The organism is Olsenella sp. KH1P3, assembly GCF_900167315.1.
Lineage (GTDB): Bacteria > Actinomycetota > Coriobacteriia > Coriobacteriales > Atopobiaceae > Olsenella_J > Olsenella_J umbonata_A.
In genome coordinates, this window is the sequence record NZ_FUWQ01000001.1 from 167,398 (window position 1) to 191,630 (window position 24,233).

19 protein-coding genes are annotated in these 24,233 nt (G+C 64.6%); 8 read left to right on the forward strand and 11 right to left on the reverse strand.

What is annotated here, in order from left to right; translation table 11 throughout:
* Positions 1 to 7 precede the first annotated feature (7 nt).
* Positions 8 to 733, reverse strand: coding sequence for a uracil-DNA glycosylase (locus tag B5D13_RS00785; RefSeq protein ID WP_078686391.1), 726 nt, complete (start codon positions 731 to 733; stop codon positions 8 to 10).
* A gap of 95 nt (positions 734 to 828) precedes the next feature.
* On the opposite strand from B5D13_RS00785, the gene B5D13_RS00790 reads away from it, so the two are divergent.
* The 3 genes from B5D13_RS00790 (at position 829) to B5D13_RS00800 (ending at position 4,810) form a co-directional block, all read left to right on the forward strand.
* Positions 829 to 1,959 carry a glycerate kinase family protein gene (locus B5D13_RS00790; protein ID WP_234970614.1) on the forward strand — a complete coding sequence of 377 codons (1,131 nt, stop codon included), beginning with the start codon at positions 829 to 831 and terminating at the stop codon, positions 1,957 to 1,959.
* 249 nt (positions 1,960 to 2,208) lie between these two features.
* Entirely contained in the window at positions 2,209 to 4,326 is a 2,118-nt protein-coding gene (gene ligA / locus B5D13_RS00795) for an NAD-dependent DNA ligase LigA (RefSeq protein WP_369821280.1), read from the forward strand.
* Between the two features lie 253 nt (positions 4,327 to 4,579).
* Positions 4,580 to 4,810 carry a hypothetical protein gene (locus B5D13_RS00800; RefSeq protein WP_078686392.1) on the forward strand — a complete coding sequence of 77 codons (231 nt, stop codon included), beginning with the start codon at positions 4,580 to 4,582 and terminating at the stop codon, positions 4,808 to 4,810.
* Between the two features lie 107 nt (positions 4,811 to 4,917).
* Here B5D13_RS00800 and B5D13_RS00805 read toward each other — a convergent pair whose 3' ends face one another.
* The 5 genes from B5D13_RS00805 to B5D13_RS00825 all read right to left on the reverse strand — a co-directional run bounded on the left by B5D13_RS00805 (position 4,918) and on the right by B5D13_RS00825 (position 10,204).
* Complete coding sequence (locus B5D13_RS00805) at positions 4,918 to 7,449, reverse strand: homocysteine S-methyltransferase family protein (RefSeq protein ID WP_234970615.1); 2,532 nt, start codon at positions 7,447 to 7,449, stop codon at positions 4,918 to 4,920.
* Entirely contained in the window at positions 7,442 to 8,146 is a 705-nt protein-coding gene (locus B5D13_RS00810) for a methionine synthase family protein (RefSeq protein WP_078686393.1), read from the reverse strand. The genes B5D13_RS00805 and B5D13_RS00810 overlap by 8 nt, the downstream gene beginning before the upstream one ends.
* Positions 8,146 to 9,009 carry a methylenetetrahydrofolate reductase gene (locus B5D13_RS00815; protein WP_078686394.1) on the reverse strand — a complete coding sequence of 288 codons (864 nt, stop codon included), beginning with the start codon at positions 9,007 to 9,009 and terminating at the stop codon, positions 8,146 to 8,148. The genes B5D13_RS00810 and B5D13_RS00815 overlap by 1 nt, the downstream gene beginning before the upstream one ends.
* A 321-nt stretch (positions 9,010 to 9,330) precedes the next feature.
* Positions 9,331 to 9,771, reverse strand: a complete 441-nt coding sequence (pth2, locus tag B5D13_RS00820; RefSeq protein ID WP_078686395.1) for an aminoacyl-tRNA hydrolase — start codon at positions 9,769 to 9,771, stop codon at positions 9,331 to 9,333.
* Position 9,772: 1 nt separating this feature from the next.
* Positions 9,773 to 10,204, reverse strand: a complete 432-nt coding sequence (locus tag B5D13_RS00825; RefSeq protein WP_078686396.1) for an FKBP-type peptidyl-prolyl cis-trans isomerase — start codon at positions 10,202 to 10,204, stop codon at positions 9,773 to 9,775.
* Positions 10,205 to 10,321: 117 nt separating this feature from the next.
* Here B5D13_RS00825 and B5D13_RS00830 point away from each other — a divergent pair, with 117 nt between their 5' ends.
* The 3 genes from B5D13_RS00830 to murI all read left to right on the forward strand — a co-directional run bounded on the left by B5D13_RS00830 (position 10,322) and on the right by murI (position 14,818).
* A complete protein-coding gene (locus B5D13_RS00830; protein WP_078686397.1) occupies positions 10,322 to 12,190 on the forward strand; it encodes an ATP-binding cassette domain-containing protein in 1,869 nt (622 codons plus the stop codon).
* Positions 12,183 to 13,946: an ATP-binding cassette domain-containing protein gene (locus tag B5D13_RS00835; protein WP_078686398.1), complete on the forward strand. Its 1,764-nt coding sequence runs from the start codon at positions 12,183 to 12,185 to the stop codon at positions 13,944 to 13,946. Before B5D13_RS00830 ends, B5D13_RS00835 begins: the two co-directional genes overlap by 8 nt.
* A gap of 101 nt (positions 13,947 to 14,047) precedes the next feature.
* Complete coding sequence (gene murI, locus B5D13_RS00840; RefSeq protein WP_078686399.1) at positions 14,048 to 14,818, forward strand: glutamate racemase; 771 nt, start codon at positions 14,048 to 14,050, stop codon at positions 14,816 to 14,818.
* Between the two features lie 103 nt (positions 14,819 to 14,921).
* Here murI and B5D13_RS00845 read toward each other — a convergent pair whose 3' ends face one another.
* The 4 genes from B5D13_RS00845 to B5D13_RS00860 form a co-directional block, all read right to left on the reverse strand.
* Positions 14,922 to 15,809, reverse strand: coding sequence for a DegV family protein (locus B5D13_RS00845; protein ID WP_078686400.1), 888 nt, complete (start codon positions 15,807 to 15,809; stop codon positions 14,922 to 14,924).
* Positions 15,810 to 15,982: 173 nt separating this feature from the next.
* Positions 15,983 to 16,900 (reverse strand): 1-phosphofructokinase family hexose kinase, encoded by a 918-nt coding sequence (locus tag B5D13_RS00850; RefSeq protein ID WP_078686401.1) that lies wholly within the window; start codon positions 16,898 to 16,900, stop codon positions 15,983 to 15,985.
* A 63-nt stretch (positions 16,901 to 16,963) separates the two neighbouring features.
* Positions 16,964 to 17,422, reverse strand: coding sequence for a fructose PTS transporter subunit IIA (locus tag B5D13_RS00855; protein WP_078686402.1), 459 nt, complete (start codon positions 17,420 to 17,422; stop codon positions 16,964 to 16,966).
* A gap of 89 nt (positions 17,423 to 17,511) precedes the next feature.
* Entirely contained in the window at positions 17,512 to 19,005 is a 1,494-nt protein-coding gene (locus tag B5D13_RS00860) for a PTS fructose transporter subunit IIC (protein ID WP_078686403.1), read from the reverse strand.
* A 443-nt stretch (positions 19,006 to 19,448) separates the two neighbouring features.
* Between B5D13_RS00860 and B5D13_RS00865 the strand changes: the two genes are divergently transcribed.
* On the forward strand, positions 19,449 to 22,829 hold the full coding sequence (locus B5D13_RS00865) for an EAL domain-containing protein (protein ID WP_159443954.1): 3,381 nt from the start codon (positions 19,449 to 19,451) through the stop codon (positions 22,827 to 22,829).
* 261 nt (positions 22,830 to 23,090) lie between these two features.
* Positions 23,091 to 23,291, forward strand: coding sequence for a type II toxin-antitoxin system RelB/DinJ family antitoxin (locus B5D13_RS00870; protein WP_078686405.1), 201 nt, complete (start codon positions 23,091 to 23,093; stop codon positions 23,289 to 23,291).
* 236 nt (positions 23,292 to 23,527) lie between these two features.
* On the opposite strand, the gene yihA is transcribed toward B5D13_RS00870, so the two are convergent.
* Positions 23,528 to 24,115: a ribosome biogenesis GTP-binding protein YihA/YsxC gene (gene yihA / locus B5D13_RS00875; RefSeq protein WP_078686406.1), complete on the reverse strand. Its 588-nt coding sequence runs from the start codon at positions 24,113 to 24,115 to the stop codon at positions 23,528 to 23,530.
* Between the last annotated feature and the right edge of the window lie 118 nt (positions 24,116 to 24,233).

The following is a 24,233-nucleotide window of genomic DNA, read 5'->3' on the forward strand; positions in this document are numbered from 1 at the left end:
CAGAGACCTATCCTGCGAGCACGTCCCAGTCGACAGGGCGTGCTCCGTTGTTCTGGAGCACCTCGTTGGCGCGTGAGAAGGGCCTGCTGCCCAGGAACGATCGAAGGTCCTTGGTGCTGCGGCTGGCCGAAAGCGGCGAGGGGTGCGTCGAGGCGATGACGTGCACGTTGGGCAGGGTCGAGGCCGGGACGTGCTCCGTGTAGCTGAGGGCCTGCTTGCCCCAACACAGCACCACCAGCTGGTTGCCCAGCGTCATGACGCTCTGCAGTATCTGGCTGGTCACGTCGAGCCATCCGAGCTTCGCGTGGCCGTTCGCCTGCCCGCGCGGCACCGTCAGCACGGTGTTGAGCAGAAGCACGCCCTGCCTGGCCCAGGGGGTCAGGTCGCCGGTCGTGGCGTCTGCACCCAGGTCGCTCTTGAGCTCCTTGAAGATGTTGCGCAGCGAGGGTGGGTACTTGGTGCCCTCGCGCACGCTGAACGACATGCCCATGGCCTGGCCCGGCTCGTGGTAGGGGTCCTGCCCCAGCACGATCACGCGCACGTCGGAGGGGGCACATGCCTTGAGTGCGCTGAAGATGTCCTCGCGCGCGGGATAGAATGACTCGTCAACGGCGAGCGCGTCGCTTGCGCCGATGCGCTCGATGAGGTCCAGGGTCTCTTGGGGAAGAAGATCGACCCATTCGGCCAGATGGCCGTCGGCGGACGTGTTCGTCAGTTTGAGCAGAGGCTCCATGGCGGCTCCGTTTCGTAGTGCGGCCGAGGCCGCTCGGGTTTCTCGGCTCCATTGTGCAACAATAGCCGGCAAAAGCTCAATTCGAGGGAGGGCGTATGGCCAACGGCATGCCTCTGCGCTTCGTATTTGCGTCCGATTCGTTCAAGGGGACCTTGAGCTCGGCCGACACCGCCCGGCTGCTCGAGGTCGCAGCGCGTCGGGCCCATCCCGGCTGCTCGTGCGTCTTCGTTCCGATGGCCGATGGGGGAGAGGGGACTGTCGACGCGCTGGTCTCGGCATGCGGCGGAACCTATCGCGACCTCGTCGTGAGCGATCCCGTGGGCCGCAGCGTGACGGCGCGCTACGGGCTCCTGGGAGAGGGTCGGGCCGTGATAGAGATGGCGGCTGCCTCAGGGCTGCCTCTGGTGGACAAGGGCGAGCGCGATCCGCGCCGTACTTCGACGTTCGGTACCGGGCAGCTGCTGCTGGACGCCCTCGACGCGGGCTGTGCGGACGTCACGCTGGCCATCGGCGGCTCGGCAACCAATGATGGCGGCATGGGGTGCCTTCGCGCCCTGGGCGTCCGCTTTCTGGATGCGGAGGGGATCGAGCTTCGGGGTGTGGGCGCGGACCTCGCTCGCGTCACCGAAATCGATGCGAGCGGCCTCGACAGGCGCGTGGGCCGCATTCGCCTGCGCGTGATGTGCGACGTCGACAATCCCCTGTGCGGGCCATGTGGCGCCACACGGGTGTTCGCGCCCCAGAAGGGCGCGTCTCCACAGGTCGTCGAGGAGCTCGAGTGGGGCATGCGCAACTACGCCCGACGCCTCGAGGCCTGCTCTGACCGCGCGGTCGACGTGCCCGGCGCGGGCGCTGCCGGTGGTCTGGGCGCGGCCTGCCTGGCGCTTCTGAGCGCGCGGCTGGTGTTGGGAGTTGACGCGGTGCTCGAGCTCGTGGGCCTCGATCGGCTGCTCGAAGGCGCCTCGCTCTGCGTTACCGGCGAGGGTCGCTACGACGGGCAGACGGCGCGAGGCAAGGTCGTCAGCGGCGTGGCTGCGGCTTGCGCGCGGGCGCACGTGCCCTGCGTCGCGCTGGTCGGCTCGCGCGACCCCCAGGCGGAGCTCGTGCCCGGGCTTTCGGGCATCGAGGTGAGCGCGCCCGAGGGGATGCCGCTTCCCGAGGCGCTCGCCCGGTCCCGCGAGCTCTATGCGGCCGCGGCCAGGCGCCTGTTCGAGCTCTGGCCGTAGACGCGGCCAGCGCCCTGGGACGGGCGTTGCTTGCGTGCAGCTTGGCTCGGCCTGCGCCATCCGTGAGATAATGGCAGCCGTCAAAACGAGCCGCGCGGGCGGGGGCAGGCCTCGAGCCCGCGCGGCATGAGCGAGAGGTTCTCCATGGCAGACGATATGCCCCAGATGTCCCTGTTCGGCGATTCCGGATCGAGCGATTCTGCAGGGGAGAAGGACGCGTCCTCTTCCTCGCACGCCGCGCCCGAGCGCATGACGCCTGCGGTCCGCGCGGCGGAGCTCAACCGCATCCTGTCGCATGCCGCGTACGCCTACTACGCGCTCGACGACCCCGAGATGACCGACGCGGAGTTCGATCGCACGCTGCAGGAGCTTCTTGCCATCGAGTCCGTGCACCCCGAGCTGGCCACGCCCGAGAGCTACACCCAGCGCGTCGGCGGCTACGTGAGCGACCAGTTCGAGCCGGTCCGTCACGCCCAGCGCATGTACTCCATCGACGACGCCATGAACCTGGACGAGCTGGACGAGTGGCTGGCGCGCACGGACGAGGCCCTGGGCTCTACTACCGAGCATCCCGTCGCCTACACCTGCGAGCTGAAGATCGACGGCCTGGGCATCGCGCTCACCTACCGCGACGGGCAGCTCCTGCGCGCGGCCACGCGCGGCGACGGCACCACGGGAGAAAACGTCACGGCCAACGCGCTGACCATCAAGGACATTCCGCGCGCGCTTCTCCCCAAGGGGCTCGAGCGCGTGGCGAACGGCGGCTTTGGCCAGAGCATCGAGGTCCGCGGCGAGGTATACATGCCCAAGCACTCGTTCGTGCGCCTTAACGAGCAGAACGACGCCGCCGGACGCGCGCCCTTCGCCAACCCGCGCAACGCCGCCGCCGGCAGCCTGCGCCAGAAGGACGCCAGCATCACACGCGCCCGCGACCTCGAGACCTTTATCTATGCGGTGGCCGACGAGGGCCCGCTTGCCGTCGACACCCAGCACGACTTCCTCGACTGGCTGCGCGACTGCGGCTTCAGCGTGAACCCGCACGCGCGCCGCGTGGACAGCTCGGCAGAGGTACACCAGTACTGCGCCGACGCGCTCGCGCATCGCGAGGAGCTCGACTACGACATAGACGGCGTCGTCGTGAAGGTCGACAGCTTTGCGGGGCAGGACTCGTTGGGCTTCACCGCTCGTGCGCCGCGCTGGTCCATCGCGTTCAAGTTCCCGCCGGAGGAGAAGAGCACGGTCCTTCGCGAGATTCGCGTCCAGGTGGGACGCACGGGCGTGCTGACCCCGGTCGCGGAGTTCGACCCGGTCGTCGTCGCGGGGTCGACCATCGCACGCGCCACTCTGCACAACATCGACGAGGTACGCCGCAAGGACGTCCGCGTGGGAGACACCATCGTCGTCCACAAGGCGGGCGACGTCATTCCCGAGGTCGTTGGGCCCGTCGACTCCAAGGACGAGGAGCACCTGCTGCGTCCGCTCTGGAACATGCCGGCCACCTGCCCCAGCTGCGGCAGCCCCGTCGTTCGCGAGGAGGGCGAAGTCGCCTTCCGCTGCGTGTCCATCGACTGTCCCGCCCAGGCGACCGAGCGTCTCATCCACTGGGGGAGCCGCAACGCCCTGGACATCGACGGTCTTGGCGACGAGATAGTGACCCGCATGGTCGAGCAGGGCATCCTGACCGACGCGGCCGACTACTACGACAGGCTCGACGTCGACACGCTTGCGGGCGTGGGCACGGGGCGCGTGTACGAGACCAGCACCAAGGACCACCTTGAGGGCGACGACATCGTCGTCGGCGCCACCATTGCGCGTAAGATCATGGCACAGGTGGAGGAGTCCAAGGGTCGCGGCCTCGGTCGCGTCCTGTTTGGCCTGGGCATCCGCCTGGTCGGCACCAACGTGGCGAACCTTCTGGCCGACCACTTCGGCTCGATGCAGGCCCTCATGCTTGCGAGCGAGGAGGACATCGCGCAGATCGAGGGCGTCGGCCCCAAGATCGCCCACAGCGTGCGCGAGTTCTTCTCGGTCCAGAAGAACGTCGCCGTCGTCGAGCGTCTGCGCGAGGCGGGGGTGAAGCTCGAGCAGGAGGGCTTCGGCCAGGAGCCCGAGCGTCCCCAGACGCTTGCCGGCCTGACCTTCGTTCTCACGGGCTCGCTCCAGAAGTACAGTCGCACCGAGGCCGGCGCCCGGCTGAAGGAGCTCGGCGCCAAGGTGTCCGGTTCGGTCAGCAAGAAGACCAGCTTCGTGGTCGCGGGCGAGGCCGCGGGGTCCAAGCTCACCAAGGCGCAGCAGCTGGGCGTGCCCGTGTTAGACGAGGGCGAACTCGATCGCATCCTCGAGACGGGAGAGGCTCCCCAGACGTAGGGGCCTACCGCTTTCCACGCATGCGAGAAGGGCGTCAACGCCTTGAACGCCACGCCCTCCTCGCTTATGCAATAAGGCATAAAGTAGCTGGTAAACGGTATAAAAACGAATGCAGGCGGAGGTCAGATTACGATTCTGTTTTGAGTCAATCACCCTTTTGCATCAACCTATGCGGCAGAGGTTTGGCTCCGTTGAGGTCGCGGTATCTTCATTGCTGACAACGATTGCAGACCACGACGGAAAGGATGACGCCATGAGTGACAGTGCCGGCATTGCCAAACCCGTTGAGACCAGAAGAGAGCAGCGCCTGCAGTGGATAGACGATGACGAGGCACAGGTTGTTCCCATCGAGAAGGCGCAGACCTGGCTTGAGGAGCTCGGTGAGCGCAACGAGCATGGGCACGAGCTCGACGACCTCAACCTGATGTTTCACTCCTCCTCGTTCAGCCGTACCAAGAGAGAAGAGGAGGAGGGCTGGCTATAGCCTTCCGACGGCTCTGAAACCGGCGTGTGCAGCCACGCGAGCGAATGCGGGCCGCCCTCCTTGCGGAGGGTGGCCCGCGTGCTTTTGCGCGTGGTTTCGCTAGTGCCCTACGCGTCTTGCGCGTCTGCCGCGAAGACCTCTCCGGCGATCTTGGCAGTCTCGGTCGCGTCCTTGGCGTAGTAGTCGGCCCCTACCATCTTCGCGTATTCGGGGTTCAGGACGGCCCCGCCGACGATGACCTTGCACCAGGGAGCCTGGTCGTGCAGGAGCTCGATGGTGTCGGCCATGGCGGGCACGGTGGCGGTCATGAGGGCGGAGAGGCCTGCCACCTTGATGTGCTGGTCGACGACGGCGTCGCAGAAGTCCTGGGGGTCTACATCGCGACCGAGGTCGACTACGTCGTAGCCGTAGTTCTCGAGCAGCATCTTGACGATGTTTTTCCCGATGTCGTGTATGTCGCCCTTGACCGTGCAGATGGCGACCCTGCCCTTTCGAGCCGAGGGCGCGCCCGCATCGGACGCTTGTGCCTTGATCGTGTCGAAACCCGCTTTGGCGGCCTCTGCCGAGGCCATTAGCTGGGGCAGGAAGAAGCTGCCCCTCTCGAAGCGGAGGCCCACCTCGTCGAGGGCGGGAATCAGGACCTCGTTGATTGCGAAGAGGGCGTCGTGGCCCGCGAGGATGTCTGCGATGACCTGGGGCATGGGGCCCTTGCGTCCCGCGATGACGAGCCCCTTGGCCTTTGCCACGGGGTCGGTCTCGCCCTCCGGACTGGACTGGCTTCCGGCTGCGTTGGGGGCCGCTGAGTCCCGACACGGGGCGTCGGATGCCCTGTTGGAGGGCTTGTCGCTTCGGCCGGCGTAGCCCGCCACGTAGGACTGGGCGCTCTCGTCCTCCCCGCTGAGCACGCGCCAGGTATTGACGACGTCGGACATGCGCTGCTGCAGCGGGTTGATGATGCAGAGGTCCAGCCCGGCCGCGAATGCGCCGGCGAGGAAGGTCGCGTTTACGAGCGGCCTGAAGGGGAGCCCGAAGCTGATGTTCGACACTCCCAGGACGCAGCGCACGCCGGGCAGCTCTCGCTTTACCAGGGCTATGCCGTCGAGGATCTCGCGTGGGGCGCGCTGGTCGGTCGAGGCGGCCATGGCGAGGCAGTCGATGATCACGTCGTGGCGCGCTATGTGGTAGGCATCGGTCTGCTCAACGATCTTGCGCGCTATCTCGAGGCGTCCCTCGGCCGTGGAGGGAATTCCCTTCTCGTCAATCGTGAGGCCGATGATCGCGCATCCATAGTGGGCCGCGAGGGGGATGACCGCCTCCATCGTCTCGCGCTTGCCGTTGGTCGAGTTGATGATGGGCTTGCCGGGGTAGGAGCGGACGGCCGCCTCGATGGTTTCGGGGACGGCGGAGTCCACCTGGAGCGGCAGGCCCGAGATTCCCTGGAGGTCCGCCATGAGCTTGAGGAGGGTCGCCCGCTCGTCGATCTCGGGTAGTCCCGCGTTGACGTCGAGCACCTGCGCACCCGCCTTCTCCTGTGCGATGGCTTCGGCCATGATGGCGTCGTAGTTGCCCGATACCAGGGCTTCCCTCATCTTCTTCTTGCCAGTGGGGTTGATGCGCTCGCCGATCACGCCGACGTGGCCCATGGGAAGCGAGAAGAGCCTCTGCGGGCTTGCGACGGCAAGGTCGTCGCGCATCTCGCGTGGGGAGGGCGTGCGGCCGAGCAGGCGGTCCCCCAGGCCCGCGATGTAGGCGGGGGAGGTGCCGCAGCAGCCGCCGACGATCGTGACGCCGGCGTCGAGCATGCCGGCCACGGCCTCGCAGAACTCTGCGGGCTTGACGTCGAACAGCGTGGCGCCGTTCTCCATGCGGGGAAGCCCGGCGTTCGCCTGGGCCATCACCGGGCAGCTGGCCCAGGGGAGCATGCGCTCGACCAGCGGCGCGACCTCCTTGGGACCGAGCGAGCAGTTGATTCCCACCGCGTCGGCGCCCGCCGAGCTCAGGGTGGCCGCCGCGACCTCGGGAGTGGTGCCCAGGAAGGTGCGCCCGTCTTCGGCGAAGGTCATGGTCACGAACACGGGCAGGTCTGAGTTCTCCTTGGCGGCGAGAAGCGCGGCCTTTGCCTCGGCGAGGTCGGCCATGGTCTCGATGATGAAGAGGTCCGCGCCTGCGGCGTCGGCTGCGCGGACCTGCTGTGCAAAGAGCTCGTAGGCCTCGTCGAAGGGGAGCGTTCCCATCGGCTCGAGGAGGGTGCCCGTGGGGCCGATGTCTGCCGCGACGTAGCGTGCGCCGCTCTTGCGGGCGCAGGCGATGGCGGCCTGGAAGACGTCTTCGACCGAGGCGGCGTCACCCAGCTTGAGCGCGCTCGCACCGAAGGTGTTGGCCGTGACCACCTCGGAGCCCGCATCGACATAGGCCTGGTGGATCTGGACGATCTCGTCGGGATGGGTCAGGCAGAGGAGCTCCGGCAGCTCGCCGGCGGCGAGGCCGCGTTCCTGGAGCTGCGTGCCCATGGCGCCGTCGAAGAGCAGGAAGTCCAATCCGGCCAGCACACGGGCGAGGTGGTCGTCCTTTATGCGGAGCCTGCGCTCGTCGTAGGCGCCAAAGTGGCGCCTCGCGTTCGTCTGTTTGCTGCTATCCACGGCAGGTCCTTCCCGTCGGTCGTATCTTGCAGAAGTCGTGGCAGGGACAGTGCGCACAGCTTGCCCGCGTCGAGCTCTGGCGCTGCTCAAACATGCCCACCACGGCGGTCACGCTCTTGGTGGGCGTCATCAGCAGCGTCGGCGAGAGCGTGATGCCCAGGCGCTCGCCCCCAAGTTCTCGGAGCAGGGGAGGCTGGGTCTCCATGGGCAGGTCTCCGTAGCCGGGCGAGAAGCGATAGTTGGTGAAGAGCCCGAACTCGTGCGCCCGGGCGATCAGGCTTGCCTCCGCGGCGTCCGCCGCGCGCTCGACCAGGGCGGTCGCCGCCGCGTCGAAGAGGAGCTGATCGAGGTGGTTGGTGAGGGACAGCCGCCTTAGCTCGCGCTCGACTCCCATGCCTATGGTGACGGCGAACGCGCCCACCTTGACGGCCGAGTCCAGATGCTCGCGCATGGATTCGCCCGCAAGCTCGAGCGGCGACCCCGCGAGGTGGACGACGTGCGTGCCGTCCTCTCGCTGGGAGCGGCTCTCGACGTCGAACACGCGAAGCGATGCCTGCGGCCTTGACGTCCGAATGCAATGGTCGATCTCTTCGTCGAGGCGGGCGTCGAGCTCGGGCGTGACATCCTGTCCCCTGTAGCCGAGGTAGCGAAGAACCTCGGTGCGGTCTACCAAATCGATTTCGTAGCTCTCGAGCACTAGGCCTCCAAGTATCCTGCCGCGACGAGGCACTCGTGCGCCGCGCGGGCAATCTCGGGCTTGTTCATGCTGTAGACGTGGATGCCGTCGACTCCGTTGCGTGCGAGGTCCTCGAGCTGCTCGCAGGCGTACTCGACTCCCGCCACGCGCTGGGCTTCGGGGCTGTCACCGGCTCTGACCAGACGCTTCACGACCGCCGCGGGGATGGACGCGCCGCAGTTGAAGGCCATGCGCTGGATCTGGTTGACGCTGGTGAAGGGCATGATGCCGCAGATGATGGGCACCTTGATGCGCGCACGCGTGCACTTCTCGCGGAAGCGGTAGAAGTCCTCGTTCCGGAAGAACAGCTGCGTGACCAGGAAGTCGACGCCTGCGTCCTGCTTGAGCTTGAGGTTCTCGATGTCGGTCTTGAGGCTCTCGCACTCGACATGGCCCTCGGGGTAGCAGGCGCCACCCACGCACAAGCCGCGCTGTCTGAGGTACGCGATGAGGTCCGAGGCGTGGTGGAAGTCGCTCGCCTCGCGACCGGGGGCGCGGTCGCCGCGCAGGGCGAGGATGTTCTCGACGCCGTGCGACTCGAGCCTGTCCACGATCGAGTCGACGTCCGCCTTGGACGAGCCCAGGCAGGTCAGGTGGGCGAGTGCGGTGGTCTTGCCCGCCTCCTGTATGTCACGCGCGATCTCCACGGTGTTCTGCGAGTTGCCCGAGCCTCCCGCAGAGAACGTGACGGAGATCCAGTCAGGCCGGCACTTCTCCATCTCGTTGGCGATGCCGCGTGCCTGTTCGACCGAGAGGTCGCCCCTCGGCGGGAATATCTCGAACGAGAAGCTCTGCTTGCTTCTGAGGATGCTGTCGATTCTCATGGATCGCCCCTTCGGTTGCTGGCAGGCCGTGCCGAGCGATTCGGTCATAACGATTGGTGATATGAGTATCCTACTTCTTGTATGGTCGCATCTGCGTGCTACGTGCCGATACGAAACCTGTCGCTTGCCGATTGTTCGCGCTCGTGTCGCGTTTGATGAGGTGAAAGGTGGCTTGGGGCTGCCTTTCGAATATAGCTGAACGGGTTATCGCTCCTGTCTATACCCCTTGGCGTCACGGTCGCCCGCTTGCCTTCGATACAAAAAAGCCCGCACGTCACGCGCGGGCGGTTGGGCCTCTATGCTTGGCCTATGTGCGAGGGACTAATAGAGGGGAAGCCCTCCCGTGATGGGGTCTATCTCATCTGCCGACAGGGGTTCGAATGCCAGACAGGTGAAGGTCGCCTCACCGTGGAACTCCGTCAGCCCGGCGTCGCGGACCAGCGATACCACGAAGCCCTTCTCGCGGCCCCTTGCGGCAATCTCGAGCAGCTCCTCCTCGGAGTCAACGTAGACACAGACCTTAGCGACACCGGCATCGAACCAGTCGAACAGGGGGGTGCGGGGCTCGCCTTTGTCCTCGAGGTAGACCCAGCCGTAGTCCTCGGTTGCGCGGACCTCGTCGAGGCGGCCCTCCCTGGCGAGGGCCAGAAGCGTCGCCTCGACGCAGGCGTGGCCTGCCTGGGCGGCAATCTTGCCCTTGCGCATCTTCAGGTCGCGACGCATCACGATCATCTGCTTTGCCTTGTAGGACGAGACTCCCATGCTAGTCCTCGACCTCAAGAAGCTCGATCTCGAAGTTGAGCGCCTTGCCGGCCATCTCGTGGTTCAGGTCGAGGGAGATTGCCTCGGGCGTCACCTTGCAGACCGTCGCGGGAACGGGCAAGCCCTGTGGGGACTGGAGCATGACCTTCTCGCCCACCTTGATGCCGTGCATCTGCTCGGGAACCTGGGACATGGGGAACTCCTGGATGAGGTCCTCACGGCGCTCGCCATAGGCCTCCTCGGGCTCGAGGTGCACGTTGGCGGTCTGGCCGACCTCCATGTCCCTGACGGCCTTGTCGAAGCCGGCGATCATCTGGCCTGCCATGCAGGTGAAGCCCAGCGGCTCGTTGCGGTCACGGGACGAGTCAAACTTGGTGCCGTCGTCAAGGGTTCCGACGTAGTGGACCTTGACCTTCTTTCCTTCGTTGCTCACGTGTGCTCCTGTCGTTTGTCGCGTGCGTACTGTGTCACTTTACCTAATAATGGATGGTAGCCATACCGTGCGTACCCTATCCCGCCACGGCGGGTTCACATATTGAAGGCGAATGACATGATCGACAAGAGTATCAGGGAGATCGTGCGCCGTTGCCGACCACACATGTGGGCGGCCGCCGCTCTGTTCTTCGCGTGCTATCTGGCGGACGTCGTACTCATCACGTGCGTTGCCTATGCGCTGACCACCATCATCTATCCGCAGCAGCCGGTTCTGTGGGTGATTGCGCCCATCCTGCTGGTCGTGGCCGTCCGCTGCGCCCTGCGCATGCTCTCGCTGAGCCAGTGCTCCAAGGTGAGCTCCATGGTCGAGCTCGAGCTATCGGAACGCATCACCGAGAAGCTCACCCGCCTCTCTTGGACGCGCGTGGCCGAGCGCCGCGAGCGCGAGTTCGTGTGGTGCGCGCGAAAGGGCGCCACGTGCATCGGTGACCTCCTGGGCAACGTCGTCCCCGTGGCGGTGGGGACCTTGGGCCTGGTCATCGTCATCCTGATAGGCGGCCTGTACCTGGGCTGGCGCATGCCCGCCACCCTGCTTGCCTTCGTCGTCGCCGTCGTCGCGCTGAGCGGCGCCGCGTATTTCCTGGTCAAGCGCGAGCTGCGCGAAAAGGGGCTCATCGAGGCGGGGGATGACTCCGGCGCGTACTTCGACCTGGTCGTGAAGGAGGCCGACCTGCTTCGCGACTATCGCGTGGGAGAGGACTTCGCGGGCCTTGCCGCAGAGAGGAACAGCCGCGACTCGGACGAGACCCTGATGGGCGAGAGGCGCCGTCGCTACCCGCTGCTCGCCACCCTGATTACCTCGGCCGTGGGCCTGGTGACAATCGTCTACACGACGGCGTTCGACGCGTCGTTTGCGAGCGCGAACATCGTGCACGCCACCTCGATGATCCTCTACACCTGCTACGGACTCCTGCGCGTCTCGATCATGGCCTTCAAGTCCGGCGAGGTCGCCGAGGCCGAAGAGGCCGCGCTGCTCATGGCCGATCTGCTGTCGCTGCGCGTTCCCGACGAGAACGGCTCGCTTGCGACCGTCGCCGGCGACCACCTTTCGACAAACCGCCTCGCCTACAGCTATGACGGCGAGAAGTTCGTTCTCAAGTCCGTGACGATCGACGTCCCCGCGGTGGGGCTCACCGCCGTCGTGGGGGTCGAGGGAAGCGGCAAGTCGACCCTGGCGGGCGTCCTCGCCGGGCACCTGCGCGACTACCGCGGCAACGTTCTGCTGGGCGGAAAGCAGCTGCGCGACGTGCTGCGCACTTCTCGCCTGCGCTACATCACCTACGTGGGCATCGACAGCGAGCTTTTGAGCTCGACCGTCCGCGAGAACCTGCTCATGGGCGACCCTGCGGCCACCGAGGGCGAGATGTGGAGCGTCCTTTCGGCCGTTGGCCTCGACAGTGAGTGTCGCAGGCGCGGCGGGCTCGACTTCGAGCTCGTTGCTGGCGGCACGAACGTCTCGCGCAGCGAGCGCCTGCGCCTGGCGCTGGCCCGCGCCGTGCTGCACAACACGCCGATCATCATCATCGATGGCCTGATGGACGAGATCAACCCCGTCGACCAGCGCAAGGCCATGCTTGCGCTGCGCGGCATAGCCCGCTTCAAGGCGGTCGTCGTGCTGACGCGCTATCCGGTCCAGGCCCAGTTTGCGAAGGTCGTGTACCTGCTCTCAGAGGGGGCCATCATCGCGTCTGGCTCCCACGAGGAGCTCATGGCGAGCTACGAGCCCTACAGAAGCGCGTGCGAGCAGCAGGAGCGCCTGCTTGCCCTGGAGCCTCCCCAGTCGGAGGCCGTCGACGGAGCCGAGCACGACGCCGCGGGCGACCAGGATCCCGACGCGACCAACGTGCTTGTGATGCCTCATCCCGAGGGCGTGGTCAGAACCGGTGAGCCTCGTTGGGGAGAGGGGGTCGAGGGCCATGAGTAGCCTTCTGTCAATCTGGCGAGTCGCGCTCCTGGCGCGCAAGTCCTTCTCGAAGCTCGTCGTGGCGACCCTGTGCGAGCTGGGGTTGTGGCTGCTTGCCACGCACGTCCTTTCCGTCGGCGTCTCGAGTGTCATGCGCGTCGCGCTTCCCGACGTCGGCATCCTTGCGAATTACTGGCTCGAGCTCATGATCGGCTTCTGCCTGGCCGCCTCGGTCTTCTTCTTCGTCTGCCGATGGACGCGCAGGGTCTACCTTCACGACGTCGCCCGACAGGTTCGTGCCTCCATTCTGCTCGACGCCGTCAGGCCGGGCTCACGCCTCGCGGGTGACGGCTCGATCAAGGCCCCCGCAAGCGTCGCGCAACGCCTGGTGAGCGAGATGCTGCCCGTAGTCGAGACCATCTCGACCCTGGCCGCCTCAGTCGTCGCCTGCCTGATCCTGGCCATCGCCTCGCCGCTCTGCGGCTTCGTCACCCTCGCCTGCGTCGTCGCATCGACCGCGGGTATCGCGATCGTCGTCAAGCTGCGCGCGAATGACGTCCAACTCACCGAGCACTCTCTCACGCGCTCGCTCACAGTCCTGGTGAACGACAACCTGCGCTGCGCGGGTGAGGTCGAGCAGTATGGTGCCGGCCCGCAGCGCAACGCACGGGTGATCGCGGATGCGGCCGCACGAAGCCGTGCCGCGCTGAGCGCCACCGTCACCGTCGGCATCGCCCTTGCGGTCGACCTTGCCGTGCTGCTCGCGATGGCGGTCCTGCTCTACGTCAGGCTCGCCTCCGACGTCGCCGCCGGCCAGATGCCCGCCTTCTCGGCACTCCTGGCTGCTGCCGGGGCGGCGACGCTGCTCATAGTCAACTACCGCCCTCGTACCATTATGGAGCTTCCCGTCGCCCTCCAGGCGGTCAAGCGGATCGATGCCATCCTGATGGCCGACGCCGACGACGTTGCCGACGCGCTCGACGCCGAGGCCATGCTCTCGATGGAGGTCGTCGATGGCGGCGGTGTCGACGGCGGTGGAGAAGGCCTCGATTCCGACGGCTCTTCCGAGAATGCCTCCGAGCAGGTGGACCGTGCTTCCGCGAGCGCGGACCCGACGGCGTTTGCCGGCGTCCTTCTCCACGACGTGTGCTGCTCGATCGACGACGGCCGCGGCCTCCAGGGCATCGACCTCGCGATCGCCCCGGGCGAGTTCGTGAGCGTCCAGTGCGACGACGAGGCCGAAAGGGACGTGCTCTGCGCGCTGCTCCTGAGGCACGCCGAGCCTGACCGCGGCATCATCGCGCTCTCGGGCACGCGCCTGGCGAGCGTGTCGGAGGACGAGCTGCGCTCCACGATTGTTCCGGTCATGCGCGAGACGGCGCTCTTCCCCGGGAGCATCCGGCAGAACCTTCGCCTGGGCAAGCCTAGCGCCTTCGACGACGAGCTCGAGGGGGTCCTTCGCAAGGTCGGCCTCGACTTCGTGCTGGAGCTCGAGGACGGCCTGGGGACGGGCGTCGACGAGCCTGCCGCGAGCCGCCTGAGCGAGGACGGGCTTATGCGCCAGCGCCTGGGGCTCGCCCGAGCCATCCTGAGTCCCGCGAAGCTCATCGTCATGAACGACCCGACCGGCGACCTCGGTCCCATTCAGGAGGCCGAGCTGCTCAGGTCCATCGTTGCGCTCAAGGGAAGTCGCAGCGTGCTCTTCGTCTCGAGGACCGATCGCCTCGAGCGCCTGGCGGACGCTTCATACAAGCTTGACGGCGGACGTATACACTAGAGCGCTCAGTTGCGGTTTCGAGGCTCGGCCCGGCTTTTGGCTGGCACCGGCCCTCGTGGTGTTTCGGGCGGGACGTCTTCCCGCGCGATGGGGAGGAAGAAGTGGACAAGCGGGGATTCACGGGTGTGTTCGACTCGGGTGTCGGTGGTATCAGCGTCTTGAAGAGCCTGGTGCGCGAACTGCCATGCGAGGACTTCGTTTTCTTTGGCGACTCTGCGAACGCCCCCTATGGCGAGAAGGACACCGAGCAGGTCATCGAGCTATCTCGCGCAATCGTCGACGACTTCGTGTCGAAGGGTGCCAAGGCCATCGTCATCGCCTGCAATACGGCGACGTCCGCGGCCGCACCCACGCTGCGCGAGGAATACCCGCAGGTTCCCATAGTGGGCGTCGAGCCGGCCCTCAAGCCCGCCACCCTTGCCCCCAAGAGCGACCGAATCCTCGTGATGGCCACGCCCGTCACGCTTCGCCTCGAGAAGTTCCACCGCCTCGCGCAGAAGTGGGGCGTGGGCTCCGAGGTCATTCCCGCTCCCTGTCCGGGCCTTGCCGCACGCATCGAGCAGGGCAGGCTCGACGATCCCGATCTGGTCGAGCTCATCGAGAGCCTCGTGGGGCGCTACAGGGGCGAGGTCGACTCCGTCGTCCTCGGCTGCACCCACTATCCTTTCGTGAAGAGCCAGATTCGCGAGGTCCTGGGCGACGTTCCCTTCTTTGATGGGGCTGAGGGCACGTCTCGCCAGCTGCGCCACCTCCTGGAGCACGGCGGGCTTCTGAACGACTCCGACCGCGCCGGTACGTTAACCTTCCGCTCGAGCAAGAAGGCGGAGGGAGAGCTCGACTTCTATCAGTGGCTCTTCCAGCAGGAGATCTAGCGGCCATGGGAAAAAGGCGCTTCTCGCCCGCCTCACCATATCGGACAAAAAAGAGACCCCATCGAGGGTCTCTTTTCATTGGCTTGGTTTGCCCGCGTCTGGCCTACGCCGTGCGCCTGTCTCCCCAGAAGAAGACGGCTACGGTTCCCGGGCCGGTGTGGCAGCCGATGGTCGCGCCGATGTCGAAGTGCTGCACGCTGCCATCTATCTTCGCGAACTTCTTCTCGAGCAGCTCCGAGACGACCTCGGCGTCGCTCAGGCAGGCGGAGTTCGAGATGAAGACCTTCTTGTCGTAGTCAAGCCTTCCGTCGGCAAGTTGCTCCATGAGCTCGACGACGCGCGCGGCGGCCTTCTTCTTGGTGCGGATCTTCTCCTTGACCGCCAGCGAGCCGTCGGCCTCGACGCTCATGAGGGGGCAGATCTTGAGCATGTTGCCAAAGAAGCCCGCGGTCTTCGAGATGCGGCCCCCACGGATGAAGAACGTCAGGTCGGTCGAGAAGAACCAGTGCTGCACCTCGAGACGGTGCTCCTCTGCCCAGACAGCGAGCTCGTCGATGCCCATGCCGCCGTTGCGAAGCTCTGCCATCTTGTCGACGAGCAGGCCGTAGCCGGAGGAGGCCGCGAGCGAGTCAACCACGACGACCTTCAGGCCGGGGTAGTCCTTCATGCACCGCTCGGCGGCCATGCATGCCGACTGGTAGGTTCCCGAGATGCCCGACGAGAGCGTGACGTGGAGGACGCTCTTGCCCTGCTCGAGGAAGGGCCTCCAGAACTCGATGTAGTCGCCCATGGAGACCTGGGAGGTCTTGACGTCTGATCCGGCGAGCATGCGCGAGAAGAGGTCGCTCGAGGTGTGGGTCCTGCCGAAGTCATCCTTGCAGGCGATGCCGTCGATCTCGTAGTTGAAGTAGACGCACTCGACGTCTATGGCCTTCAGCATGCCCTCGGTGAGGTCTGCGGTCGAACAGCAGCTTAGGATGTAGTCGCACATGCGATGCCTTTCGTCTGATGAGACTTAACGATTCGTACAATGCGTCTATAGGATAGTGTATCGAGACTTCCCCGCGTGCGGTCCCTAACGTGACAAAGAGTCCCTCCCACAAAGAACGCAGGAGGGTGCGGGACCGAAGCTCCGCACCCTCCCGTTGGCGTCTTAGAAGGACCCTACTCTACGACCTTGACCTCTATCTGATTCGCGAGCTCATCGACGCGCGCGAGGTCTCCCAGGCCCGCGCTCGACGCGACGTCAGCTCCCGTGGCCATGGCACGGGTGAGGGCGGGTACCACGGCATCTCGGTCGTCGTGCCAGATCGAGAGGAACGCCGCGAGCGTGGCGTCGCCGGCGCACGCGGTCGAGAGGATCTTGATCTTGGCCGCGCTGGCACGGTAGATGTGCCTGTCGTCCAGGAAGAACGCCCCACGTCCGCCCAGCGTGCACAGGATGTTCTTGGCGCCCAGCTCGTGGATGTGGTGAAGCGCGCTCACGATGTCGGAGTCCGACTTGGTGTCGACGCCGAAGATGGCCTCGATCTCCTCGTCGTTCGGCTTGATGAGCAGCGGCTCCTTCTTGACGAGCTCGGCAAGGCTCTTGTGCGACATGTCCAGGACGATCTCGGCACCCTTCTTGTGGCAGATGTCGGTGAGCTCCTCGTAGTAGTGGGGCTCCATCAGGGGCGACAGCGAGCCAGAGACGACGAGCGTGTCGAGGTCTTCGAGGCCCGCGATCAGGTCGAGCATCTCCTGCTGCTGGGGACGCTCCACGGGGGCGCCCGCATTGGGCATGGTGTACTCGTCCTCGCCGGCGTTCACGAACATGTTCACGCGGGTGATACCGTCGATCCAGACCGGCTTTACGGGACAGGTCCTGGCCGCCTCCTCCGCGATCCACGTTCCCGTGAAGCCGCCGAAGAAGCCGAGAATCGTGCTGGGCACTCCATAGTGCTCGAGCACGAACGAGACGTTGAGTCCCTTCCCGTTTGGTGAGTACGAGGCGTCGCGGGTGCGGGTGACGCGGTTGGGTGTCAATCCATCGCAGCTAACGACCACGTCAACAGCTGGGTTAGGGGTAAGGGTGTAGATCATTGCGACTCCTCGCTTGCTTGGTATGCGTTGCGTACGTTTGGTCGGCGATTGCCTCTTGCGGGCCTAGTCCTCGATGCCCGCGCAGACCAGGGAGGCAATCTCCTCGGGAGAGGTAGACGTGAGCACCTTGGTGCGGAAGTCCTCCTTCATGAGCAGGACGGCGACTTTCGACAGCAGCTTGATGTGGGTGGTTCCCGCCTCGCCGTCGGGGACGAGAAGGGCGATGCTCGCCTTGATGGGCTTCCCGTCCAGTGACTCCCAGTCGGCAATCGGCTCTGCGTACTTGGTTACCAGGACTGCGGCGTCCTGGATGGCGTCCGACTTGGCGTGGGGGATCGAGAAGCCCTCGGTCATACCGGTCGTGCCCAGCGCCTCGCGCGCCTGGAACGCCTTCAGGACGGCGTCCTCGTCCTGTGCCACGCCCAGCTCGACTGCCCTGTGCGCCAAGAAGGCGAGCGCCTCGGCCGTGGTGGCTGCGGGGTTCTCGAGGGAGACGTGCTCTTTCCTGACGAAGCTCTCCATGGTGGTGCTTCCTTTCGGCTTGTCGTTGGTAGAAAAAGCTGGCTCGACACGGGACGCGTCGGGCCAGCCTTCAAGCAATGGGGGCGAAGCTATACGGCCTTGTTGCCGTTCTTCTCGTACTCGTGCTTCTTGAAGAGCATCAGAAGTATTCCACCCACGACCGCGCCGGCAAGGATGGCGAGGACCCACTGGATCGGGTTGGTGACTACGGGGAGCACCAGGAAGCCGCCGTGGGGGGCGGGGTCATGCACGCCAAGGAGCAGCGAGCCGACGGCGCCGATGGAGGAGGAGAGCATCATGATGGGCATGACGGGCCAGATGTTCTTCGCCACGAAGGGGATGGTGCCCTCGGTGATGTGCGTGCAACCCAGGATGAAGTTGACCAGGCAAGCGTTGTAGTCGTCGTTCGTGAAGTACTTCTTGCCGATCACGCCGGCGACGGTGGTCACCAGGGGAGGGACGATGCAGGCGGCGGAGACGGCTGCCATGATTGCGGTGCCGGAGCCGTCAGTGATGCCTGCGGCGACGTCTGCGCCCATGAGGGCGGTGCCGGTGACGTAGGCAGCCTTGTTGACGGGGCCGCCCATGTCAAAGGCGCACATGCAGCCGATGGCGATGCCCAGCAGGATGGCGTTGTTGCCCTGTGCGAGGCCGCCCAGGAAGCCCATCATTGCCTCGTTGATCGAGACCATGGGACCGGAGATTGCCAGCATGGCCAGGCCGACGATGAAGGTGGAGCAGAGCGGGTAGAGGAAGATTGCCTTGAGGCCGTTGAGGTTCTCGGGAAGCTTTGCGAAGACCTTCTCGAGGAGAAGGACGCAGTAGCCGGCGAGGAAGCCGCCAACGATGCCGCCGAGGAATCCGAAGCCGGTGCCCGTTCCGGAGGGGTCGATCATGCCCGTCTCGGCAAGCACGGGCAGGCCCTGGATGGCAATCATGCCGGCGATGAAGCCGGGGACCAGGCCGGGACGCTTGGCGATGGACTCGGCGATGTAGGCCGCGAGGATCGGGACCATCAGGTTCATGCCGATTCCGCCGATGTACTTGAGCATTGCGGCGAAGGTGTTGTACTGGGCGTTGGTGGAGTCGAACGAGAAGATGCCCCAGAGGAACGAGACCGCCGTGAGGACGCCGCCTGCGACGACGAACGGGAGCATGTGCGAGACGCCATTCATCAGGTGCTTGTAGATGACGTGTCCCACGGACTCCTTCTCGCTGGTGCCCGCTGCGTCAGAGGCGTTCGCAACCTCGTCGGAAAGCTCGCCCTGCGGCTTGGCAGCGAGCGCACGGTCGATGAGCGCCGCCGCGGCCTCCTGCGAGAGGCACTTCGACACGCCGACGGAAACCATGGGCTTGCCCGCGAAGCGCTCCGCCTGCACGTCCTTGTCCGCCGCGATCACGACGGCCTTTGCCGCCCTGATCTCTGCGGCGCTGAGCTCGTCCTCGACGCCAACCTGGCCGTGCGTCTCGACCTTGATGGTCAGGCCCTTCTCCTTGGCCGCCTGTATCAGCGCCTCTTTGGCCATGAAGGTGTGGGCGATTCCCGTGGGACACCCAGTCGCGGCAACGATGTCATAACTCATTGTGCTTCCCCCTTGTCTTTTCTTGCCGTGCCCTTCCTTACATTGCTTGTCAGTTTAGAGATATTGTGAAGCGCATGTGAGAGAAAACGGCTGTTTACCTGCGCATACCTAAATAAAAGCGATGTGAGGAGAATTGCGTTTTCTTTCGGTGGTATTACTTTCGTGGACCAAGGTGATGTGGCTCTTGCTAAATGCAAGAAATGCGTAAGTTATTTTCTTGCTACAGAGAAAAGAAGTACGTTCACAAACCCTCCACATTCGATTTTTAGCCGAACGCCAGCAGACATGCATCAAATTGTCGACGAATGGGCACTGCAAGACGGTAGCGGGCCATAATCTGCGCTGGAAGGGGGTGCTGTCACGTCTCTTGGGTTGGTAACATACAATGGTCGTGGTTGTTTATCCAACGCCTAGCAGTTCCTCTGACCATGATCGGAGCGGACATGTCCTTGGATGCCCACTCTATAGAGCGGCTCGTCGCCAGATCCGTCGAAGACGCGCCTGGTGGCTTCATGGTCTGTCTTGCCTCAAAGGAGGCGGAGGACCTCATCCTGTATGCCAGCGACAGCTTGGTCGCGCTTTTCGACTGCGACGACCAAGATGACTTCATGCGGTTCTCTACGGGAAGGATCAGCGGCCTTGGTGACCCCTACGAGGTCAATCGCATGTTCTCGGGGGTGGGGGAGCAGGTCGCCGAGGGACACTGCCATTTTGCCGTTACGACGCACATCATCACCAAGACGGGAAGACGCGTGGCGGTCGGGCTCTCGGGCCTCACTGTCCAGGACTCGGAGCTCGGCCTGGTGGCGATCGTCACCTTCGACACCGACGTCGTTGCCTTCCTCCCCCAAGACGACGACCCCCTCACGGGGCTTTCCGGCATGAGGAGCTTCCTGTCTCGCGCGAAGAGGTCGATGGACGAGGCGAGTCGCTCGGCGCGCGAGTCCGGCGGATGCTACGTGTTTTTCAACATCCACAACTTCAAGCTCGTCAATGCGGCCCTCGGTGTCGCGAGCGGGGACGAGCTCCTGGTCAAGTTGGCCGAGCTCCTGCGCGAGACGTTCCCCAGTGACTTCGTCGCGCGCTTTGCCGATGACCACTTTGCCGTCCTCACGTTTTGCGAAGACGTCGAGAAGCGCGTGACGCACGTGCACGATGCGGTGACGCTCCTGCATCCCAGCGTCGACATCGAGCTCAAGGCAGGCATCTATCCACGCGACCTGACTGTCGACCCCAGCGTCTCCTGTGACAGGGCGAAGCTCGCCTGCGACAGCATCGCCCATGCCGTCGACGTGTACCAGCGTTGGTACGACCCCTCCATGAGCGCGGTGTTCCTTGCGGGGGCGTTTGCGGCCAACAGCCTGGACGAGGCCCTGGCCGCCGGCGACATAAAGGTGTACTACCAACCGGTCATCCGGTCCATCACCGGAAACCTTTGCGGCCTCGAGGCTCTGGTTCGCTGGGACGACCCCGACCACGAGCTGCTCTCGCCCGCGTCGTTCATACCGGCCCTCGAGACGAGCAAGCAGATTCACAAGCTCGACTGCTTCGTCGTGCGCGAGATCTGCCGCAACTATCGCAGGGTCGTCGACTCGGGCGCCGCGACCGTTCCCGTGTCGTTCAACCTCTCGAGGCTCGATTTCATCCTCTGCGATGTGTTTCAAGAGGTGGAAGACGCCGTCATGAGATACGACGTCCCGCGCGACATGATTCGCGTCGAGATCACCGAGAGCATGCTCGCGACCGACGCCGAGCGCGTACGGGGCCAGATGGAGCGCTTCCGCGCGGCGGGCTATCAGGTCTGGATGGACGACTTCGGCAGCGGCTACTCGTCGCTCAACCTTATGAAGGACAATGACTTCGATGCCATGAAGATCGACATGGAGTTCCTCTCGAACTTCAACGACAAGTCGAGGGGAATCATCGAGTCGGTGGTGGCCATGGCCAAGAGGCTTGGCGTGCAGACGCTCGCGGAGGGCGTGGAGACCCAAGAGGAGTTCTGCTTCCTCCGAGACATCGGCTGCGAGAAGGTCCAGGGCTACCTCTTTGGCAAGCCTATGCCCTACGAGCGGTGCATGGTGCGCTGCGAGGAGCTAGGGCTCGAGGTCGAGTCGCGCTCCTGGAGGCACTACTATGACGCGATTGGCCAGGTGGACTTCATGACCGACCAGCCGCTGAGCCTGCTCGAGTACGATGGGGAGTCGTTCAGGGTACTTTTCGGCAACGAGGGGTTCTACGCCCTGGCGCTCCGTGGCCGCTCGAAGAGCGCGCACAAGGTCGAGAGCATCTTGAACATGCCCGACAACCCGGTCTACCGAAGGTTCAGGGAGGCCGTCGAGCGGCAGGCACGTACGGGGCGCACTGAGTTCATCACCTTCATCGACAGGGGCAGGTACTTCTCGGCGACGTTCTCGCTCGTCGCGGACAACAAGGAACTGCGCGCCTTCGTCAACTCGTGGCGCGACGTTTCGGACAGCGAGGAGGCCCGCGTACGCGGTGACCTGGACGAGACGCTCAGGAACCTCTACCTGCTGTACGACTCCGTGCTTTTGGTTGATCGTCAGGACGACACTGTGACGTCGCTGCTCTCGGGAATGAGCGCGGCAGAGTCCGGAGACAGGACCGTGTCGGGGATCGACGCCGTGAGGACGCGCTACGCGCTCGAGAAGGTCTTTCCCGAGGACCGTTCGCGCTATCTCTCGTTTACCGACCCCGAGACCATGCAGGAGCGCTGCCAGGAGGCCGTGGACGGAAAGGTCATGGCCTACTTCCGCACGCGTGGCCGCTACGGAAGCTACGCCTGGAAGTCGTACACGATTCTTGCCCTGCACGAGCTTGGGCCGGAGGGGAGTCGGTTCATGCTGTGCATCGAGGATGCGACCATCAACAACAAGGAAGCGCTGTCGGTGCTGCTCAACGGCTACGGCCTGAGAGAAGGAAGCCTGGTGTCCGACGACCCTTCGGTGCTGACTCCCGAGCTCCTTTGGAACAACCTGCTGCTCAACTCTCACGTGAACTACTTCTGGAAGGACCGCAAGCGTCGCTTCCTTGGGGCGAGCAGGGCCTTTTTGGACTACTACGGATTCCTGTCCGTCGACGAGATCCTGGGCAAGACTGACGAGGACATGGGCTGGCACGTGGACAACGACCCCTACCGCTCGGACGAGCTTGCGGTTCTGAACGAGGGGAAGCACATCTTCTTTGCGCCGGGAAAGTGCATCATCCGAGGCGTTGTGCACAACATCCGTGCGAGCAAGGCACCCATCTACAAGAACGGGAAGATTGTCGGCCTGCTGGGCTACTTCGTGGACCTCGACACATCAGGATTCGAGATCGGCGGGAACGACGAGGCCACCATCACCGACCGCGTGACGGGCGTGACGAACGCCCGCGGCCTGTGGGAGGCGGCCATCGACTACACCGAGGACTACTACCTCCATGCGACGCGCTTTGCGGTGATTGCGCTGGTCGTGCCCGAGTACCTTCGCGAGCTGGACGAGTATGGGCGCGTGGTGTCCGATGCGCTTCTGGCCACCATTGCAAGAAGAATCGTGGGACGAGTCGGGGTGAGCGGGACGGTCGCGCGACTGTCCAACGCGGAGTTCGTCGTGATCGTCCGCTACGGACGCGCCCGAGAGGTCGACGTCCTGGCGCGGGCGCTGTGCAAGGACATCTCGGAGATCCATGAGGCGCAGGGACACGACTGCACCGTGACGGCGCGCTATGGCGTGGCGCTCGAGGACGAGGCAGCGACCGTTAACGAGCTGGTTGACGTGGCGCTGGCCGCTGCTCGCGAGAAGGTCGGCAGGGGGAGCTCGGAGTAGGGCGCCCCGCACTTCTCATCACACAAATATACGTTAGGTTGGCGGACGCCTTGGAGCGTCCGCTTTTTCGTGCGTGGCGTCCCTCTGCCGTCGCAGCGCCTAGGGGAGAAATGCTACCCACCGTCCGCAGATAAATGTGCGCCGTTTGTGAGTTTGCGCGGACTTCATCGTCATCGGAGCGATTCATTGCTTTAATTTGTCTCCCGAGGGTATAACAAAAACATACCAAGTCATACCTTAAACGTAGTAGTGGGGGACCTTGTGAAAGAGAAGATGACCCCAATAGTTGCCAAAGTCATGCCTGGCGAGAAAGACAGGTTCTTCGAGGCAACGGAACAAATCGGCACCACACCCTCGAACGCCATACGTATGTTCATCGCGGCCTTCAACCGCGCCGGTACCTTTCCTTTCGAGATATCGGCGCCTGACCCGGGGGAACTGGTGAATAGGGATGCAGTCTAAATTGCGCTGGCGGGTGTTGGAGTGGGCCCTGTGGCTGGCACGGCGGATGCCGTGCCACGCTACGTCGCGTCTGCGGAGCATGTCCATCAGCACGTGCATGCATCACATGTGGTATTAGATGGGGCCCGGCCGCCTGCTGCGGTCGAGCCCCATCTGCATAGGGGATGGCTTTGTCCTCAAAGAAGGGACCCCGCATGGCGAGGTCCCGGGATGTCTTCCTTGTGGCGAAGCGTGTCCTAGAGGCAAGCATCCTCGATTAGGCTGCGCAGCTCTGCGATGCCTTGTCCGGTCTCGGACGAGGTGACGAGCATCTGCTGGGGGTCGAGCCCAAACTGTCTGGCGAGTGATGCCCTCTGCTGGTTTTGCTTGCTGCGGCTGAGCTTGTCGGCCTTGGTGAGCGCGACCACGAAGGGAAGCTCGCTCTCGACTAGAAAGCCAAGCATGTCACGGTCGAGCTGCTGCGCGTCGTGGCGGATGTCCACGAGCGAGACGACCAGGTTGAAGCTCCTCTCGCTGTCGAAGTAGCCGCCGATGAGGTCGGCCCAGCGCTGCTTCTCGGCGCGGGAGACCTTCGCGAAGCCATAGCCGGGAAGGTCGACGAAGCGGACGCCGTCCACGTCGAAGAAGTTGATGTTGGCTGTCTTTCCGGGCTGGCTTGATACCTTTGCCAGGGACTTGCGGCCGATGAGCTTGTTGAGAAGCGAAGACTTTCCCACGTTAGAGCGACCCACGAACGAGACCTCAGGCGTGGTGGGCTCCGGGAGCTGCTCGATGGTTCCGTAGGAAGATTCGAAGCGAGCGGTCTCGTATTTGAGCTTGGCCATGGGACCTCCTGGCAGCGAGGGGGACATTACAATTCCCGATTGTACCTGAGGCCCACGCCGCCGCATTTGCCGCAAACGGGGTACACTCCATTTCAGCAAACGACGACGAGGGGACGAA